Source organism: Streptomyces sediminimaris (assembly GCF_047049295.1).
In the GTDB taxonomy this organism is placed as follows: domain Bacteria; phylum Actinomycetota; class Actinomycetes; order Streptomycetales; family Streptomycetaceae; genus Streptomyces; species Streptomyces sediminimaris.
Genome location: NZ_JBJWOT010000001.1, coordinates 461,698 through 477,410, shown reverse-complemented (window position 1 = coordinate 477,410; position 15,713 = coordinate 461,698). Strand labels below are relative to the sequence as shown.

The window sequence follows — 15,713 nt, the reverse complement described above, 5'->3', positions numbered from 1 at the left end:
CCGTCTCCGCCATCCGCCTCCGGCTGCCTGAGGACGTTCATCGTCTCCCAGTGCCCCGAACCGGCCGGCCGACACGCTGGAGCGGACGGGTACCGTGCCCGCCCGCCCGTCCGCGCGTGAAGCGGGGAAGGGCGGGAGATTCACCGGCGGCCGGGCGGGTACCCCCCGAACCCGGTATTCGGCCACTGCCCGAGAAGCCGGCGCCGCCGTGGCGCCGGCGCGGGGTACTCGCGCGGAAGGCACAGTTCATGGAAGCGGACACGACGGTCTCTCACAGGTTCGAGCAGGGTGTGCTCGTCATCGACGTACACCGCGATCCAGGTGCCGCGGGGCAGGCCGCCCTCGCGGCGGAGATAGGCCATCTGGTCCGTGCGCACGAGCCGGTGCCCGCCGTCGTCGTCCTGGACGAGCAGGCCGCGAGCCGCGCGGCGGTCCGCGCGGTGCTGAGCGCCCACCGTATGTGCAACCGCCTCGGCGTTCTGATGTCCGTGGCAACCCACAGCGCCCCCGCGCGGCGGCAGTTGGAGGCGAACGCCGACACCGGCGGCACCCGGCTGGTCGTCCACGCGCGCGCCGACATCGCCGTGGCGGTGGCGTTCACCGCGGCCGCGTGATCGCCGCTCGGTACGGCGCGCGGCGGACCCGGCACGGTAGAAAGGAAACATGGGGCAGAGTGACAACCGCGTCGGCGCGATGGACGACGTCGACGAGGTCACCCGGGCGGTCGTGACCGCCTCCCGTCTGCTGATGGCGGTCTCCGCCCGCTCGCTCGCCGAGGTGGAGGAGCGGGTGACGCTGCCTCAGTTCCGGATGCTGGTGGTCCTGCACGTGCGGGGCGCCACGAAGCTGGTGGCGCTGGCCGATCTGCTGGAGGTGGCCCCCTCCACCGCGACGCGCATGGTCGACCGGCTCATCGCGGCCGGACTCGCCCACCGCCAGACCAACCCCGGCAACCGCCGGGAGACCCTGCTGGGGCTCACCGGCGAGGGACGGCGCACCGTCCAGGACGTCACCAGCCGGCGCCGCGCCGAGATCGCCGGGATCGTGGCGGGGCTGGAGTCGTTGCAGCGGCGGACGCTCGTCGAGGCGCTCGAGGCGTTCAACGCCGCGGGAGGAGAGCTTCCGGTGCCCGACGAGGACCCCGGAGCGCACCCGGGCGGCTGGACCGCCGAGGGTGCGGTCTGAGCGGTCCGGGCCCAGACGACCGCGCTGCCGCGCTCAGGGCTCCGGCGGCCGGCGCCTGTGGTCGTTGTGCCAGGCGACCGCGCGCCGGATCTCCGGTTCGTGCAGCCCCGTGCGGCAGGCCAGCTGTTCCAGGGTGAGGACGCAGGGGCCGGTGGTCAGCACACGGTTGATCTTCGCCGCCCAGAGTTCCTCCTCGACGTAGGGGCGCCTCAGGTAGCGCTCCCGGACCACCTCGAGGTGGGCCTCGCTGCAGGCGGTCAGCCGCCGCAGTCCGTCGAACCAGTCGTTGCCCGGGTCGGCGGCGGAGGAGTCGGGGACGTGGCAGCTCACCGCCTCCTGTTCGGGGAAGACCTGACCGCACAGGTCGCAGAGTTCCAGGGAGAGGGCGGGCCCGGGCTTCGCGGTCTTCTTCTTGCGCTTCCACATACCGACTCCCGTCGATGATCGCAGGAAAGCGGTGCAGACGCCGTGCGGGGCGCCGACCGGTCGGCGCCCCTCCGCGTCAGCCGGCCATGAGGCTGCGCCGCAGGAACGCGCAGGACCGGTGCAGCAGCCGCGAGACGTGCATCTGGGAGATCCCCACGGCGTCCGCCACCTGGCGCTGCGTCAGGCTGTTGAAGTAGTACAGCTTCAGCACGGCGCGCTCGCGCTCCGGCAGCTTCGGCAGGACCGAGGCGAGCGCCACCACGTCGGTGACCTTCTGCAGTCCCGGGTCCTCCGCGCCGAGCGTGGCGGCGAGGGAGATGTTCCCCTCGGGGCCGCGCTGTTCGTCCATGGACACCGGGTTGCGCGCGCGGTCGGCCTGGAGCGCGAGCCTGACGCCCTCCTCGTCCAGCCCCGTGAGATCCTTCAGATCACTGACGCTGCCGCCTCGGGCATCTCCCGACCTGCGCATCTCCTCCTGCGCCAGCCGGACCCTGCGGTGCCGTTCCTGTATCCGGCGCGGCACGTGCACGTCCCAGGTGTGGTCGCGCAGGTGGCGTTTGACCTCGCCGTCGATGGTGGGCACGGCGTACGACAGGAAGGCGTGGCCGAGACGGGGGTCGTAGCGGTCGACCGCCTTGACCAGGCCGAGGCAGGCCACCTGGTAGAGATCCTCGCGGTTCTCGGCCGGGCAGCCGTAGCGGCGGGAGATCCTGCGGGCCACGGGCAGGTAGGCCCGTATGGCCTGCTCCCGCAGGGCGTCACGTTCCGGCCCCGGCGGGCAGGCGGCCATGCGGCGGACCAGTTGTTCTTCGGGTGAGGGGGGTTGGGGATGCTGCTCGCCGGGGCGTGCAGCGGGTGTGGATGAGGGGGCTGTCATAGACATGCTCGCTCTCGGAATGTACTGCGTGAGCTGCTATTTCCTCCAGGGGGCCATGGGCTCAAGCCGCCGGGTGAGGAGCGAGTGCCCCTCCTTTTTTGCTCTATGCAAATGTCTGTCCCGGAGTTTCCGGCCGGGCCGTTCGGTGCCTGGCCGAAGTCCTCTCGGCACGCTCAGTACGGCGCCGCCGAGCTTCCCCCCAGACGGGCCGCGCACTCCAGCAGCAGGGCGTGGACGAAGGCCTGGGGCGCGTTGCCGCGCAGCTGGCGCTGACGTACGTCGTACTCCTCCGCGAACAGCCCGGACGGACCGCACGCCGCCCGGGTCCGCTCGAACCAGCGGAAGGCACCGACATGGTCCCCGAGCCGGTGCGTGGCCAGCGCCATGGCGAACCCGCACAGCAGGAAGGCGCCCTCGGCCTCACCCAGGGGCGCCTCGGGGTGGTCGAAGCGGTAGAGGTAGCCGTCCCGGGCCAGCCTCTCCTCGATGAAGGTCCGGGTGACGGGGCTGCTGGGATCGTCGGCCGCGGGCCAGCCGCGGGCCATGGTCACCAGCAGCGCCGCCTCGGGACCGTCGTCGTCGGCGGCCCGGCGCCAGTGCCCGTCGGGGTGCAGGCACCGGCGGCGGGTCTCGGCGTGGATCGTCTCGGCGAGCTCGGCGCAGCGGCGGCCGTGCGCGCCGGGGAACACCGCGCCCATCCGGCGCAGGCCGCCCACCACGCACAGCCGTGAATGCGTCCACCAGCGGTCCTCCAGCTCCCACAGCCCCGCGTCGTCGCGGCGCCAGTTGCGCTCCACCGCGTCCACGGCGACCACGGCCGCGCGCTCCGCGTCCTTGGTGAGGCAGTCGTGGTGGGCCGCGGCGGCGAAGAGCTGCAGCGCCTCGCCGAAGGTGTCGAGCTGGAACTGGCGCCCCGCGTGGTTGCCGATCCGGTCGCTGCCGCCGGGGTAGCCGGGCAGGTCGAGCGTGTGTTCCGCGGGTACGGGGTCTCCGGAGACGGTGTAGGCGGGCCGGGTCCTCTCGCCGTCGGCGAGGATCCGCTCGGCGGTGAACCGGACGGCGCTGTCGAGGAGTTGGTGCGGCCCGTGCGCGGCGACCGCCAGCCCCGCATAGCACTGGTCGCGCAGCCAGGCGAAGCGGTAGTCGTAGTTGCGCCCGGCGTTCGCCCGCTCGGGCAGGGAGGTGGTGGCGGCGGCGACCATTCCGCCCGCGGAACTGGTCAGCCCGCGCAGCACGGCGTACGCGTGGCGGGCGTCGCGGGGTGCGACGAGCCCGGAGCAGTCCGGCACGGCGTCGTCCCACGTCCGCTCGGTCGCCCGCCACAACTCCCCGGCGTCGAGCCGGGGGTTGCCCCGCGCCGTCGCGAACTCCAGCACCAGATCCCGCTGCTCGCCCTCCCGCAGCCGGAACTCGCCGCGCAGCCCCTCTTCGGGCTCCCACGACGCCCCGGGCGCGCCGGCGAGGCGCAGGTACAGCCCCTCGGCCTCGGCGGTCCACACCCCGTCCTCCAGACGGGGGCGGCGCATGCGGTGCGCGCCGAAGCCGGGCCGCGCGTCCAGCCGCATCCGCAGCCGCGCCTCGCCCTTGCGCACCCGCATCCGGCGCAGCAGCACCAGCCGGTCCGGCGAGGCGGGCATGGCGAGCGCGTCCCGGCACTCGACCACGCAGTCCGCGGTCACCCACCGGCTGACCCGGATGAGGGTGCCGTCCTCGTAGGCGCCGCCCCACACGTGCCAGCGGTCCGCGGGTTCCACCGCGAAGTACCCCCCGCCGCCGATCAGCGCGGAGAACACCGCGTCGCTGTGCCAGCGGGGCGCGCACAGCCAGACGATCCTGCCTTCGGGGTCCACCAGCGCGCCCCGTTCGCCGTCGGCGAGTACGGCGTAGTCGCGCAGCGCCCAGGGCGGGCAGAGCCCGTTCGATGCCTTCGGCGTCCTTTCGGTTCTGTGTTCCATGTGCGTCGGACTTCCCACGATCAACCGGTGGAAACTGCGGGAAGCGGGTGGCGGGCGGCCGGTGGGGCGCGGGCGACGTCCCGCGGGTGTGCCGCCGGCCGGTTTCGGGGTGGCGGGCCGCGGCTCCGCCCCGGCCCCCGCCCCGCCCGGAGGGAGCATCCGAGGCCCTTCACCGCCGTGCCGTACGTCTGCCGGCCGCCGGTGACCTGGACGGTCGCCCCGGCCGCCGTGCGGTTCGCCGGCCGCCGGGCCGGCCGGTGCGCCGGGTTCGTCCGCCGCGCGCCCGGCCGCCGCCGGGTCGCGGTGGCCGTGGTGCTGCGCCGGGCGCGGCCCCGGGGAAACGGGCACGGGTGGGGCGTGGACGCAGCCGTCGTCCGGCCGGTGCGACCGGTCACCGCCGCCGGGCGCCCGGCAGCGGTGTCCCGTGCTCGCGCAGCGGGCCCACCCGGAGCCCGGCCTCCCGGCACCCCGCCACGATGTCCGGCAGCGCGCCGAGCGTGGCCCGCCAGCAGCCGGGGGCCGAGGCGTGGTCCGTGTCGTGCAGGAGCACGGTTCCCCCGCCGCGCAGATCCGCCGCGACCGCCTCGCGCACGGACGCGGGCGTGGCGTCGGCCGTCCAGTCCGTGGCCCACGCCGTCCACAGCACCGGCCGCAGACCCGCCCGGCGGGCCGCCGCCCAGCGTCCGGCGGTGAGGATGCCGTACGGCGGCCGGTACCACCGGGGCCGCTCACCGGTGAGTTCCCACAGCACGCCGGCCGCGCGGGCCACTTCCGCGGCGTCGCGCAGCGGGCCGGGCAGCCACGGACGGTCGTGCCGCCAGCCGTGGACGCCCAGTTCGTGCCCGCGCCCGGCCGCCTCCCGGATCAGCTCCGGATGTCGTGCTGCGCTCTCGCCCAGCACGAAGAACGTGGCCCGCACGTCCAGCCGGTCCAGCGCGTCGAGGAAGGCGGGCGTGGAGCCGGGGTCGGGGCCGTCGTCGAAGGTGAGGGCGACATGGTCGGGACGCCCCGCCCCGGCCAGGGCGGGGAAGCAGGGATTGCGCAGCGTGCGCAGCCAGGTCGCGGCCGGACCGATGTGCACGGCGGCGACGGCGGCGAGCGGTGCCAGCAGGGTCACCACGGTCCGGGGGCGGATACGGCCGGGCGGGACGTTCATCGGGCGGGTGCCTCCTCGCCGACGGCGATCGGGGTACGGGTCAGGGCTGCCGGGACGCCGGTCGGGGCCCGGTGCCGGTGGCGGGCGCGGCGTCCCACTCGCCGTTGACGGCGGGCGAACCGGCCAGACCGAGGCTGCCCGCTCCGACGAGGGCGACACCGAGGAGTTCGGGCAGGACGCGCAGTCCCAGGGCGATGTGTTCGTCGAACAGCGCCCAGCCCAGAGCGACGCTCGCCAGGGCGTCACCGAGGGTGAGCGTGGGCTGGGACGCCGCCAGGCTCCCGGCCCGGAACGCGCTCTGCAGCAGCAGGAAGCCGATGACTCCGGTGACGACGGTGACGTAGGGCGGCCACTGCGTCAGCAGGGTGCCCACCCCGTTCGAGAGCCGTCCCGTGACCTCCTTGATCAGGGCGGCCGTCGCCGCGAAGGCGAGGGCCGACGCCAGACCGAGCAGGGCGGCCCGCGGTGCCCCTCTGACCGGACGGGACGCGATGAGCAGGACGACCAGGGTGCCCAGCAGGATTCCGCCCACGGACAGCCAGTGGCCCGGCCGGGCGGTGTCGCGGCCCGGGGTGGGGGCGGCGGCGGTCAGAAAGAGCGCGAGGCCCACGGCCAGCGCCCCGAACGCCGCCCACGTCCGCCGGTCCGGGCCGCGGTGGAAGACGACGCTGCCCACCACGAGGGTGAACAGCAGTTCACTGGCGAGCAGCGGTTGCACGAGCGACAGACTGCCCACCGCCAGCGCGCACGCCTGCAGGATGGAGGACAGCCCCAGCAGGCCGGTGCCCGCCAGCCAGTGCGGGCGCCGCACCTGGTGGGCCAGCCAGCGCACGGCGTGGCGCGGCCCCGTGCCGCTCTCGGGTTCGTCGGTGGCGGCCCGGCGCTGCAGGACGGAGGCGGAGGCGTTGGACAGGGCTGTCAGCAGGGCGAGCACGACGGTGAGTGGGTTCACCGCGGCTCATCCGAAACGGGCGGCGAGGCGCCGGTACAGGGTCGGAGCGGCCCCGCGGATCCGGACGGGCAGCCGCAGCCAGCCGGGGACGTAGATCTCGTCCCGGCCCTCGAAGACCGCGGAGCACACGGCGTCCGCCACGCGTTCGGCCGACACCGGCTTGGGCCGGGAGCGCCGGTAGGGGGCGCCGCGGCGTTCGAAGAACGGAGTGTCCACGACACCGGGCACGACCAGGGTGACGCCCACGCCGGTGCCGAGCAACTCGTAGCGCAGGGCGTCGGCGAACGCTCCGAGCGCCGCCTTGGCGGCGGAGTAGACGGCCTCGTGGCGGACGCCGACGCTGCCCGCCAGCGAGCCGATGAGTACCACACGCCCGGAGCCCGCCTCGACCATCCGCGGCAGCAGCTGCCGTACCAGACGGATCGTGGCGAGCACGTCGACCTGGATGACCTCCTCGATGGCGGGACGCGGCATGGTGGTGAACTCGCCCGCCCACCCGATGCCGGCGCCCGCCACCAGGAGGTCGACGCGCCCGGCCTGCTCGTAGGCGAATTCGGCCAGTCGCCGGTCGGCACCCGAACGGGTGAGGTCGGCGGGGAAGACGGACGCGTCCGTCCTCCCGGCGGCCCGGTCGAGCCGGTCCGGGTCACGCCCGCTGAGCACGAGGTGCCAGCCGCCCTCGTCGGCCAGGCGGCGGGTCACCGCCGCGCCGATGCCGGAGGACGCCCCGGTCACCAGGGCCGTGCGGCGGCCGGGACGGTCGTGCGCGGGCCTGAGTGCGCCCGCCGGCACCGGCGGCGCTGTGGTCGCGGGCGGTGCGACGGCGGATCGGGCACGTGAGGGCGCGTGGAACATCACTGACCTCGGCTGGGAAGGGGGACGCCGGAGACGGCCGGGAGGGAACGCGTTCCCGGTTCCGACGAAAGGGGCGCGCACCTGAGTATCCCGTTCACGACCTCCCAAAACGCCCACCGACTGTTTCGGAAGGCGCCGCCGGGAGAGTCGGTGACCGTGCCAGAATTCTCTTCCGCCCCCGGCCAGACGACGACGCCCGTCCCCGCGGGCCCCGCCCCGTGCGGGGACCCCGAGAGCGCCCTGCGGCTGCTGATCGTCAGCGCGAGCATGGGTGCCGGACATGACACGGTGGCCGCCGAGCTGGCGCGCCGCGCCCACGCGCTGGGGCACCAGGCCCATGTCGTCGATGTCCTGCGGCTGCTGCCCTACGGCCTGGGCAGCGGGCTGCGCGGCTTCTACAAGTCGTCGGTGTGCCACTTCCCCTGGGCGTACGCGGGTCTGTACCGGGCCTTTCTGCGTCCCGGGACCGGACGGCGCCCCAGCGGTGTGCCCCTGGCCCGGCTCGCCGGCGACCGGCTCACCGAACTCGTGCGCCGTACGGGCACCGATGTGGTGGTGCCGGTCTTCCACCTGGCCGCACAGCTGACCGGTCACCTCAGGTCGCGGGGCCTGCTGCGGGTGCCGAGCGCGGTCTACCTGATCGACTTCGCCGTCCACCGGCAGTGGCTCCACCCCGGCAACGACCGCTACCTCTGCCTGACCGAGGAGTGCGCGCGGGAGGTGCGGCGCGAGATCGCCGTTCCCGCGCGGACCACGGGCCCCGTGGCCCCTCCCGCCTTCCACGCGCCGGCGCCCGGGACAGCGCACTGGCAGCGCCTGTTCGCCGGGCCGGCCCGTGGACGCCCCGCCGTCCTGCTCTCCGCGGGCGCCTGGGGAGCGGCGTCGCACCTGGCCGAGACGGCCCGTCTGCTGGCGGGCAACGGCTTTCTGCCGGTGGTGCTGTGCGGGCACAACGAGCGTCTTCGCGGCCGTCTGGCGGGTGTCCCCGGCGTGCTGCCCCTGGGCTGGACCGCCGACATGCCGGGCCTGATGGGGGCGGCCCACGCCCTCGTCGACAACGCCGCCGGCCAGACCGCGGTGCAGGCCCTGGCGGCGGGCCTGCCGGTGGTGGGGTACCGCCCGCTGCCGGGCCACGGGGAGGACGGCGTCCGGCGGATGGGCGATCTGGGGGTCGTGGAGGTCGCCGAGGACGAGTCCGCCCTGCTCACGGCGCTCACCGGGCTCACCGCGCACCCCGGCGGCCGGGTGTCCCGGCTCGAACAGCGACGGGCCCTGTTCCGCGAGGACCCCATGGTGCCGCTGACGGAACTGGCCGGGGCCGGGGTCGGCTGACCGTTTCTCCACGGTCGAGGACCTTCCGAGTTCTCGAGTTCTCCGCGGCCGAGGACCTGCCGAGCACGCCGTCCCCGCTGGGCCGCCGCGCGGGCACCGGACCTCCTCCTTCGCCTCGGACTCCTACTCGGGCTCCTTCGCCCCGGACTCCTGCCCCTCGTGCTTCTCGCCCTCGGCAGCCGGCCGCCGTGCCGACTCCAGCGCCGTCGCCACGTCCCGCGGATACGTGCGCAGGGCCACCAGGCTCAGCAGGCCCGCCGCGAGCAGCGGGACGAGGCAGACCAGGAAGGCGGCCTCCAGGCCGCCGATGCGCCCGTAGGAGCCGAACACGTGGGACGCCAGATACCCGAACAGCAGGGGCGCGCACGACTCGGCGGCGGAGCGCACCAGCGTGCGCGCCGCTTCCGACCTGCCCCACAGGCCCGGCGGGACGATGTCGAGACGGGCCGCGTCGAGCGGGGGATTGGCGGACGCGAGCACGCCGGCCCCCAGGGTGAGTACCGGGACCGCGGCCAGGGGTGAGGTCAGGACGAGGCCGACGGCGAGGATCGGGCCCACGGCGAGCAGTGCGACGGCCGGGACGAGAACACGCCCGCTCGCATGGCCCCGGCGCAGCGCGACGTCCGGGAGGCGGGCGCCCGCCATGAGCCCGGCCAGGATGCCGACGCCGACGACCAGCGTCAGACCGCTCGCCGTCGACTTGCTCACGCCGTAGTGACCGGTGACGTACAGCACGCCGAAGGAGCGCACGCCGGCGAAGAAGAAGTACGCCAGGGCCGAGGCGGCGATCATCAGCAGGATGGTGGGGATGCGCAGCACATAGCGGAAGGCACGCGGGGCCGACATCTCCCGCGGGTCCTCGCGCAGGACCCGCTCGGGGCGCGGCTCGCTCCGCGCGGTGCGCACCACGTGCCGCGCCGACGGGTTCGCCTCCTCCGCCGGTTCCTCCTCGCCGTCCCCCTGGCCGCCGCGGCGCGGCTCGGGCAGCCGCGCGAACCACCGGGCCAGGAAGAGCCCCGGCACGGCCAGCCAGGCGAAGGAGACGCGCCAGGACAGCAGTTCGGCGAGGTTGGAGGAGACCACGTAGCCGGCGCCCGTGCCGACCAGTTCGCCGGCCAGGATGTAGCCGTAGAACCGTGCCCGCTCACTCGCCGGGAAGAAGTCGCCCACCAGCGAGGCCAGCGTGGGGCCGGCGGTCGCCGTGACGGCGCCGAGGGCGACCCGGGCCACCAGCAGGAACGGGTACGACATCGCGAGCGACGCGGCGATCATCGCCAGCGACCACAGCACGATGCTCACGCTCAGCAGCCGGGTCCGGTTGACCCGGTCGGTGAGGATGCCGACGGGCAGCGTGGCGAGGGCGCCGGCGAGGGAGGTCGCCGACACCAGCAGGCCGATGCCCGTGTGCCCGATGCCGAACACCTGCTCCAGCGCGCCCGCGTTCACCGAGACCGTCGCCTTGTCCGCCCCGTCCAGGGCGATCACCAGGGCGAGGAGGAGGACCACCCGCAGTCGCCCCCGCCCGCCCACGGCACGGTCGGCGCGGCGCAGCAGGGGGTCCGAGACCCGGTGCACCGCCCGCCGGGCAGCGTGCTGCTTCCTGTCCGGCATGCCGAACCTCCCGTTCCTGTCCGGCATGCCGAACCTCCCGCCGTCGCCGCCCGCTCAGCCGCGTGAGCGGGCCGGCCTGGAGTGGACGTAGAGCTGCCGGCGGTCGCCGACGTCGACGTGCCGGGGCAGGGGCAGTTCGTGGCGCACCGGGCGCCGGTGGTCGGCGAGTTGGCGTTCGGGGTTGTAGACGCCGTTGAACTTCCACAGCATGCGGGCGAAGTTGGTCTGGCCGTGCAGCAGGTTGCGGCCCAGGATCCGGCCCGCGCCGAGCGCGGTGCGCAGCCCCAGGTGCTTGCGGTTGATCACCGCCTGGGTGCGCACGAGTTCCCGGTAGAACTCCGCCAGCGGCAGCCGGGTGGGCACCACGGCGTGCTGGATGTCGAAGAGGCGGTAGTCGCGGGTGGTCAGGCGGCGGGACTCGGTGTGCCAGATCTCGGTGCCCGGGTACGGCGTCATCACCGTCAGGTGCACGATCTCCGGCACGGACAGGGCGAACTCCCGGATGACGCGGAAGCGTTCGGCGTCCCAGTCCGGATCGACGATGAGGTTGATCGCGACGCTGATGCCGAGCGCCCGCGCCGCCTCCAGGGCGCGGAAGTTCTCGTCCGGGCTGGTCCGCTTGCGGTACCGGTCGAGTCCCTCGGCGTCGAGCGCCTCCATGCCGAGGAACATGTAGGCCAGGCCCAGCCGCCGCCAGCGCTCGAAGACCTCGGTGTGGCGGAGCAGGACGTCGCCGCGTGTCTCCAGGTAGTACTGCTTGCGGATACGGCGGCGCTCCAGTTCCGCGGCGATCGCGTCGCCGTGCTCGGGCCGGATGAAGGCGACGTCGTCGACGATGAACACGTTGGGTTCGCGGATGCCCGCCAGTTCGGCGGCGGCGGCCTCGGGGGAGGCCTTGCGGTAGCTGCGGCCGTAGAAGGTCCAGGCGGAGCAGAAGGAGCAGTCCCAGGGGCAGCCGCGGGTGAACTCGATGGAGGCGCACGGGTCCAGCTCGCCGATGAAGTACTTGTCACGGCGACGCATGAGCTCGCGCGCAGGCCGCGGGCTGTCGATGCCGGGCAGCAGCCGCGGCGCGGGCCCGCGCCCCGCGGCCGTGACGACCCCGGGCACGCCCTCCACGCCGCCGTCGCGCACCGCTTCCATGAGCGGGGCGACGGCGGGCTCGCCCTCGCCCCGCACGACGGCGTCGACCGCTCCCTCCGCCTGCTCGAGCACCTCCTCGGCGACGAAGGACACGCTGTGGCCGCCGAAGAAGACGAAGCAGCCGGGCGCCGCCGCCTTCGCCCGGTGGGCGAGCTCGATCGCCTCGGGAATGTTGGCGAGGTAGTTGAGCGAGACGCCCAGCGCCTCGGGACGGAAGGCGCGCAGTTCCCGGTCCAGATCGGCGTGCGTGAGGACCTGCAGATCCACGACGCGGACCCGGTGCCCCGCCTCGCGGGCGGCGCCGGCGACCCGTTCGAGGCCGAGCGGCTCCAGCCGGAGGAAGATCTCCGAGTACATCAGGGCGCTGGGGTGGATGAGCAACAGACGCATGGGGGGCACCTCACAGTGGGGCTGGTGCGGCCAGGGGGAGGTCCGGCGCCGTCCATCCGACTGCCGGCCGCCGTGACGGCTCGGTCTCCGCCGGCCGTCAGCGCACGCCGTACGCGATCGTCGACAGCAGGGCGTTCGCCGCCTGCCGGCTGTCGAGACGGGTGTGCTGCACGACCACCGGCACGTCGCTCACCAGGACCGACGCGTAGTCCGCGGCGGCCGGTGGCACGTCGTCCGCCGTGAGCTCGCTGAACCGCTGGTGGCGGGTGCGCCGGGCGGGCACCGTGATGCCGAACGGACCGGCGGGCTCGCGGTCTGGGAAGAAGAGGGTGATCTCGACGTGGGCGTCGGAGTCACCGGTGTTGAGGATGCACGCGGTCTCGTGGCTGGTCATCGACTCGGGACCGGTGCTCGAACCGGGGACGAATCCCTCCGGGATCGCCCAGACGTGCTTGCCGAGGTGCTCCACTGCTGACTCCTTGAGAGGGGGAACGGCACGGTCGTCGCGGCGACGGCCGGCAGGGTGGCGGACGAGCCCGGTCGGCCGGGGGCGCGGGCGCCCGCAGCGCGGGGCCCGGCGCGCCGGGGCGGACGACGGGGGAACGGGACGCGGCCCGTCCGCGTCGGCGCCCGGGGACGCCGGCGACGGCCGCGGGAACGACGACGCGGGGACGGGACGCGGTCCGCGCGGACACCCCGTCCGGTGCACGCGCCCCGCGGGAGGGAGCGCCCCGTTCGCCGCACGGCGGCTCGCGGGCGGGCGGGTCCGTCACCACCAGCCCCTCGCGGAGCCGCGCGAGGCAGCGCCGCAGGATGCGGCAGACCTGCATCTGTGAGACGCCGATGGCCTCGGCGATCTCATGCTGCGTCTGTTCCCGGTAGAAGCGCAGGTACAGCACGTACCGGTCCCGGTCCGAGAGCAGCCGCAGCTGCGCGGAGAGCGCCATCGTGTCGACGACGAGATCCAGTGCCGCGTCCTCGCCGCCGAGCAGGGACAGCAGGCAGGAGCCGTCGTCGGCGCTCACCGGCGCGTCCAGGGAGCGCGGACGGCAGTCCCGCCCCGCCCGCAGGGCGGCCAGGACGCGGTGCGGCTGCAGGCCGGTGTGCCGGGCGATCTGCTCGGGCGTCGGCGACCGCCCGCCGAGGCGCTGCTCGAGTTCCTCGGCGGCCTGGAAGATCTGCCCCTGCACCTCCTGCAGGGGCCGGGGCAGCCGTACGGCGGTGGTGCGGTCGCGCAGGTGCCGCCGTATCTCCCCCCTGATGGTCGGCAGCGCGTACGCCAGGAAGGCGTGTCCGAGGGTGTGGTCGTAGCCGTCGACGGCCTTGACGACGCCCAGCGCGGCGACCTGGACCAGGTCGTCGTAGTCCTCGCCGCGTCCGGTGAACCGGCGTGCCACCCGGCGCGCCAGCGGAAGCAGTGCCTGGATGGCCCGCTCCCGCAGGACCATGCGCCGCGGTCCCGGCGGCAGGGCAGCGAGGTCCCGCATCAGGGTGTCCAGCCGGTCGGAGGAGAGCTGTTCGTCGGCGTCGGTGTCGGCCGGCTTCCGGGTGTGGGGGGCGGAGGTGAACATGGGCCTCAACGGGGTCGGGCGGTTCGGGGGACGGGCTCCGCGGAGGCGGTGCCCGTCGGTCGTCCTGTCGAGTCACCCGGTGCGCCCGCGATGAAACGAACCCTCCGCCCGCGCCACCTTCGGCCGGGTTTCTTCCCGTCAGGGCGGTTTTGTCAGCCCCGGCCCGCTCAGTCCGCCGTTGCGTCGACGTCGCGGACCCCGGGGACGCCGACCGCTCCGGGGAAGTCGTCCCGCATGGCGTCGACGCCGTGCTGGGGGCGGGCGAGCGGGAGGAAGGAGGCTCGGGCGGAGTGCCGGGCGGAGGTGTCCAGGTCCATCGCCCGGTCCCGGTCGCGGCGCAGTTCCTCGTCGCACTCGCCGTCGCGGTCGAAGGACCACATGGGCTTCGGGCCGCCGAGGGGCAGCTCCGTGCCGGAGACGTCACCCCGGGTGTGGGTGTGCCAGGTGTGCCAGGTCTTGCCGTAGGAGTTGAGCAGGTGCTTCATGAGCGCCGTCTCGGCGGCCTCCGGCAGACCGGGAGCCGCGAGCCGGCCCGACAGCACCTCGTAGTTGTGCGGGTGCCAGGAGGGCTTCTCCGCGTCGGGTGCGCCTCCGTCTCGGGAGGGGGCTGCGGGGTCGCCGCGCCGCGTACCCCGCCCGCCGCGCTTCACCGCGCCATGCGCCGGTTCAGGGCGCCCCGGTGAGGACCTCCGCCATCGACAGCGCCCGCTGTACGAGCCCGTGGGCCACGTCCGTCAGCCGGCGGCCGCTCCGCGCCGACCAGGCGAGCAGGGCGGAGCGGGCCTCGGCAGGGGAGAGGTCGCCCTGTTCGACGAGCATGCCGATGGCGATGTCGACCGTCGCCTTGGCGGCGACCGCCCGCTGGACGCTGCTGCTGACGTCGCTGGGGCGCAGAGGGTGCGGGCTCCAGTTGACCAGGGCGACCGCGGTCACGTCGGCCAGTGCCTGGGCCAGGCCGAGATCGTGCGAGGACAGTCCGCCGGGCCTGCTGAGCAGCAGGTTGACCGCGCCGACCGTCTGGTGGTGCACCCGCAGGGGCAGGGCGTGCGCGGCCTGGAAGCCGTGCTCGACGGCGAAGGGGGCGACCTGGGGCCAGCGCCGGGCGCCGTCACGGAGGTCCGGCGCGTCGACACGCTCGCCCTTGCGGTAGCAGTCCACGCAGGGGCCTTCGTCGGTCTGGAGCTGGAAGAACTCCAGGAGGGCGGCGCGGCTGTCGGTGACGGCCATGAGACGCAGTCGTCCGCGCGGGTTGGCGACCATCACACCGACCGCGTCGGCCCCTGAGAGGTCCGCGCAACCGAGCACGAGGCGATCGAGGAGGACGACGGGGTCGATGTCGTCGGCGAGGGAGTCGGCCAGCCCGACGAGCGCCTCGGCGAGCTGCTGTTCCCGGTTCATCACCGATTGCCCTCTCGTCCGTCGTCGCCGGCGTCCCGCCGGCTCGGGTCCTCGTCGCCGTCCCCTTCGGACGCGAACCGGAGCCTGCGGGTGAGCACGTCCCGGGCCACCTCGCTGACCGTCCGGCCCTGGGAGAAGGCCCGTGCCCGCAGCCGGTCCAGGGCCTGTTCGGGGGACAGCCGCAGCTGCACCATCACCATGCCGACCGCTTGGTAGACCTCACCGTGGTCGGCCTCGGAAGCCTCCATCCACGACGCCACCCCTTCCTCTCCCGCCCGTTCGGCGGCGTCGGACCCCGCGTGCAGGCTCATCAGGGCGAAGGTGACCGCGTCCCGGGTCCACAGCGCGATCCGCAGATCACGCTCCGACAGTTCACCGGGCGTGTGCCGGTACAGGTCGAGGGTACCGATCGGTGCCCCGCCCACCCCGAGCGGCAGCGAGAACACCGCCCGCACGCCCAGCCCGATCGCCTCGTGGGCGAAGACGGGCCAGCGGCCGGAGTCCGGTGCCGTCGTGAGATCCGCGGCCAGCACGGCCGCCGCCTGGTCCAGCGCGGACTGGCAGGGGCCGTCGCCGAGCGTGTACTGGGCCTCCGCCAGGCGGGCGGCGGTCGCGTCGCTGGCGCACCAGGTGGCCCGCACGGTCGCGCCGCCGGAGATCGACACGGAGGCGCCGGTGACCGGCAGCAGGGACACACAGGCGCGGCACAGCGCCGTGGGTACGTCGCCGGGATCAAGGCCCTTGGCCGCGTCCGCCAAGGCCCGGGAGACCCGCAGCCGCTCCTCCGGCCCGGACGGGTCGCCGCCTCCGGACGGCTGCCCGGGGACCTCAGGTCGCACCGTCGATCGCCCCGCCTCCACCG

General features: G+C 74.5%; 16 protein-coding genes. 3 read left to right on the top strand and 13 right to left on the bottom strand.

What is annotated here, in order from left to right; translation table 11 throughout:
- The first annotated feature begins 248 nt into the window (after nt 1-248).
- Entirely contained in the window at nt 249-614 is a 366-nt protein-coding gene (locus tag ACJ9NR_RS02200) for a hypothetical protein (RefSeq protein WP_412490082.1), read from the top strand.
- Nucleotides 615-663: 49 nt separating this feature from the next.
- Nucleotides 664-1,185 carry a MarR family winged helix-turn-helix transcriptional regulator gene (locus ACJ9NR_RS02195; protein ID WP_412490083.1) on the top strand — a complete coding sequence of 174 codons (522 nt, stop codon included), beginning with the start codon at nt 664-666 and terminating at the stop codon, nt 1,183-1,185.
- A gap of 33 nt (nt 1,186-1,218) precedes the next feature.
- Here ACJ9NR_RS02195 and ACJ9NR_RS02190 read toward each other — a convergent pair whose 3' ends face one another.
- The 6 genes from ACJ9NR_RS02190 to ACJ9NR_RS02165 all read right to left on the bottom strand — a co-directional run bounded on the left by ACJ9NR_RS02190 (nt 1,219) and on the right by ACJ9NR_RS02165 (nt 7,406).
- On the bottom strand, nt 1,219-1,611 hold the full coding sequence (locus ACJ9NR_RS02190; protein ID WP_412490084.1) for a hypothetical protein: 393 nt from the start codon (nt 1,609-1,611) through the stop codon (nt 1,219-1,221).
- Nucleotides 1,612-1,687: 76 nt separating this feature from the next.
- The gene (locus tag ACJ9NR_RS02185) at nt 1,688-2,401 is read right to left on the bottom strand and encodes a sigma-70 family RNA polymerase sigma factor (protein WP_412490085.1); all 714 of its coding nucleotides are present in this window, start codon (nt 2,399-2,401) and stop codon (nt 1,688-1,690) included.
- 260 nt (nt 2,402-2,661) lie between these two features.
- Complete coding sequence (locus ACJ9NR_RS02180) at nt 2,662-4,443, bottom strand: glycoside hydrolase family 15 protein (RefSeq protein WP_412490086.1); 1,782 nt, start codon at nt 4,441-4,443, stop codon at nt 2,662-2,664.
- A 391-nt stretch (nt 4,444-4,834) separates the two neighbouring features.
- On the bottom strand, nt 4,835-5,599 hold the full coding sequence (locus ACJ9NR_RS02175; RefSeq protein ID WP_412490087.1) for a polysaccharide deacetylase family protein: 765 nt from the start codon (nt 5,597-5,599) through the stop codon (nt 4,835-4,837).
- 40 nt (nt 5,600-5,639) lie between these two features.
- Nucleotides 5,640-6,551 (bottom strand): DMT family transporter, encoded by a 912-nt coding sequence (locus ACJ9NR_RS02170; protein ID WP_412490088.1) that lies wholly within the window; start codon nt 6,549-6,551, stop codon nt 5,640-5,642.
- A 6-nt stretch (nt 6,552-6,557) separates the two neighbouring features.
- Nucleotides 6,558-7,406 (bottom strand): SDR family NAD(P)-dependent oxidoreductase, encoded by an 849-nt coding sequence (locus ACJ9NR_RS02165; RefSeq protein ID WP_412490089.1) that lies wholly within the window; start codon nt 7,404-7,406, stop codon nt 6,558-6,560.
- A 156-nt stretch (nt 7,407-7,562) separates the two neighbouring features.
- Here ACJ9NR_RS02165 and ACJ9NR_RS02160 point away from each other — a divergent pair, with 156 nt between their 5' ends.
- The gene (locus tag ACJ9NR_RS02160) at nt 7,563-8,738 is read left to right on the top strand and encodes an MGDG synthase family glycosyltransferase (RefSeq protein WP_412490090.1); all 1,176 of its coding nucleotides are present in this window, start codon (nt 7,563-7,565) and stop codon (nt 8,736-8,738) included.
- A 123-nt stretch (nt 8,739-8,861) separates the two neighbouring features.
- Here ACJ9NR_RS02160 and ACJ9NR_RS02155 read toward each other — a convergent pair whose 3' ends face one another.
- The 7 genes from ACJ9NR_RS02155 to ACJ9NR_RS02125 all read right to left on the bottom strand — a co-directional run bounded on the left by ACJ9NR_RS02155 (nt 8,862) and on the right by ACJ9NR_RS02125 (nt 15,690).
- A complete protein-coding gene (locus ACJ9NR_RS02155) occupies nt 8,862-10,349 on the bottom strand; it encodes an MFS transporter (protein WP_412490091.1) in 1,488 nt (495 codons plus the stop codon).
- Between the two features lie 54 nt (nt 10,350-10,403).
- On the bottom strand, nt 10,404-11,882 hold the full coding sequence (gene hpnR, locus ACJ9NR_RS02150) for a hopanoid C-3 methylase HpnR (RefSeq protein WP_412490092.1): 1,479 nt from the start codon (nt 11,880-11,882) through the stop codon (nt 10,404-10,406).
- 97 nt (nt 11,883-11,979) lie between these two features.
- Nucleotides 11,980-12,351, bottom strand: coding sequence for a sensory rhodopsin transducer (locus ACJ9NR_RS02145; protein ID WP_412490093.1), 372 nt, complete (start codon nt 12,349-12,351; stop codon nt 11,980-11,982).
- Nucleotides 12,236-13,453 carry a sigma-70 family RNA polymerase sigma factor gene (locus tag ACJ9NR_RS02140; RefSeq protein ID WP_412490094.1) on the bottom strand — a complete coding sequence of 406 codons (1,218 nt, stop codon included), beginning with the start codon at nt 13,451-13,453 and terminating at the stop codon, nt 12,236-12,238. Before ACJ9NR_RS02140 ends, ACJ9NR_RS02145 begins: the two co-directional genes overlap by 116 nt.
- Nucleotides 13,454-13,620: 167 nt before the next feature.
- The gene (locus tag ACJ9NR_RS02135) at nt 13,621-14,103 is read right to left on the bottom strand and encodes a DUF1264 domain-containing protein (RefSeq protein ID WP_412490095.1); all 483 of its coding nucleotides are present in this window, start codon (nt 14,101-14,103) and stop codon (nt 13,621-13,623) included.
- A gap of 16 nt (nt 14,104-14,119) precedes the next feature.
- The gene (locus tag ACJ9NR_RS02130) at nt 14,120-14,851 is read right to left on the bottom strand and encodes a GAF and ANTAR domain-containing protein (RefSeq protein ID WP_412490096.1); all 732 of its coding nucleotides are present in this window, start codon (nt 14,849-14,851) and stop codon (nt 14,120-14,122) included.
- Nucleotides 14,851-15,690: a GAF and ANTAR domain-containing protein gene (locus tag ACJ9NR_RS02125; RefSeq protein ID WP_412490097.1), complete on the bottom strand. Its 840-nt coding sequence runs from the start codon at nt 15,688-15,690 to the stop codon at nt 14,851-14,853. Before ACJ9NR_RS02125 ends, ACJ9NR_RS02130 begins: the two co-directional genes overlap by 1 nt.
- Nucleotides 15,691-15,713: the final 23 nt, after the last annotated feature.

Excerpts from the sequence above, each read along its gene's own strand:
- ACJ9NR_RS02200 (WP_412490082.1), top strand. The coding sequence starts at position 249 with ATGGAAGCGGACACGACGGTCTCTCACAGGTTCGAGCAGGGTGTGCTC.
- ACJ9NR_RS02195 (WP_412490083.1), top strand. The coding sequence starts at position 664 with ATGGGGCAGAGTGACAACCGCGTCGGCGCGATGGACGACGTCGACGAG.
- ACJ9NR_RS02190 (WP_412490084.1), bottom strand. The coding sequence starts at position 1,611 with ATGTGGAAGCGCAAGAAGAAGACCGCGAAGCCCGGGCCCGCCCTCTCC.
- ACJ9NR_RS02185 (WP_412490085.1), bottom strand. The coding sequence starts at position 2,401 with ATGGCCGCCTGCCCGCCGGGGCCGGAACGTGACGCCCTGCGGGAGCAG.
- ACJ9NR_RS02180 (WP_412490086.1), bottom strand. The coding sequence starts at position 4,443 with ATGGAACACAGAACCGAAAGGACGCCGAAGGCATCGAACGGGCTCTGC.
- ACJ9NR_RS02175 (WP_412490087.1), bottom strand. The coding sequence starts at position 5,599 with ATGAACGTCCCGCCCGGCCGTATCCGCCCCCGGACCGTGGTGACCCTG.
- ACJ9NR_RS02165 (WP_412490089.1), bottom strand. The coding sequence starts at position 7,406 with ATGTTCCACGCGCCCTCACGTGCCCGATCCGCCGTCGCACCGCCCGCG.
- ACJ9NR_RS02155 (WP_412490091.1), bottom strand. The coding sequence starts at position 10,349 with ATGCCGGACAGGAAGCAGCACGCTGCCCGGCGGGCGGTGCACCGGGTC.
- hpnR (WP_412490092.1), bottom strand. The coding sequence starts at position 11,882 with ATGCGTCTGTTGCTCATCCACCCCAGCGCCCTGATGTACTCGGAGATC.
- ACJ9NR_RS02140 (WP_412490094.1), bottom strand. The coding sequence starts at position 13,453 with ATGTTCACCTCCGCCCCCCACACCCGGAAGCCGGCCGACACCGACGCC.
- ACJ9NR_RS02130 (WP_412490096.1), bottom strand. The coding sequence starts at position 14,851 with ATGAACCGGGAACAGCAGCTCGCCGAGGCGCTCGTCGGGCTGGCCGAC.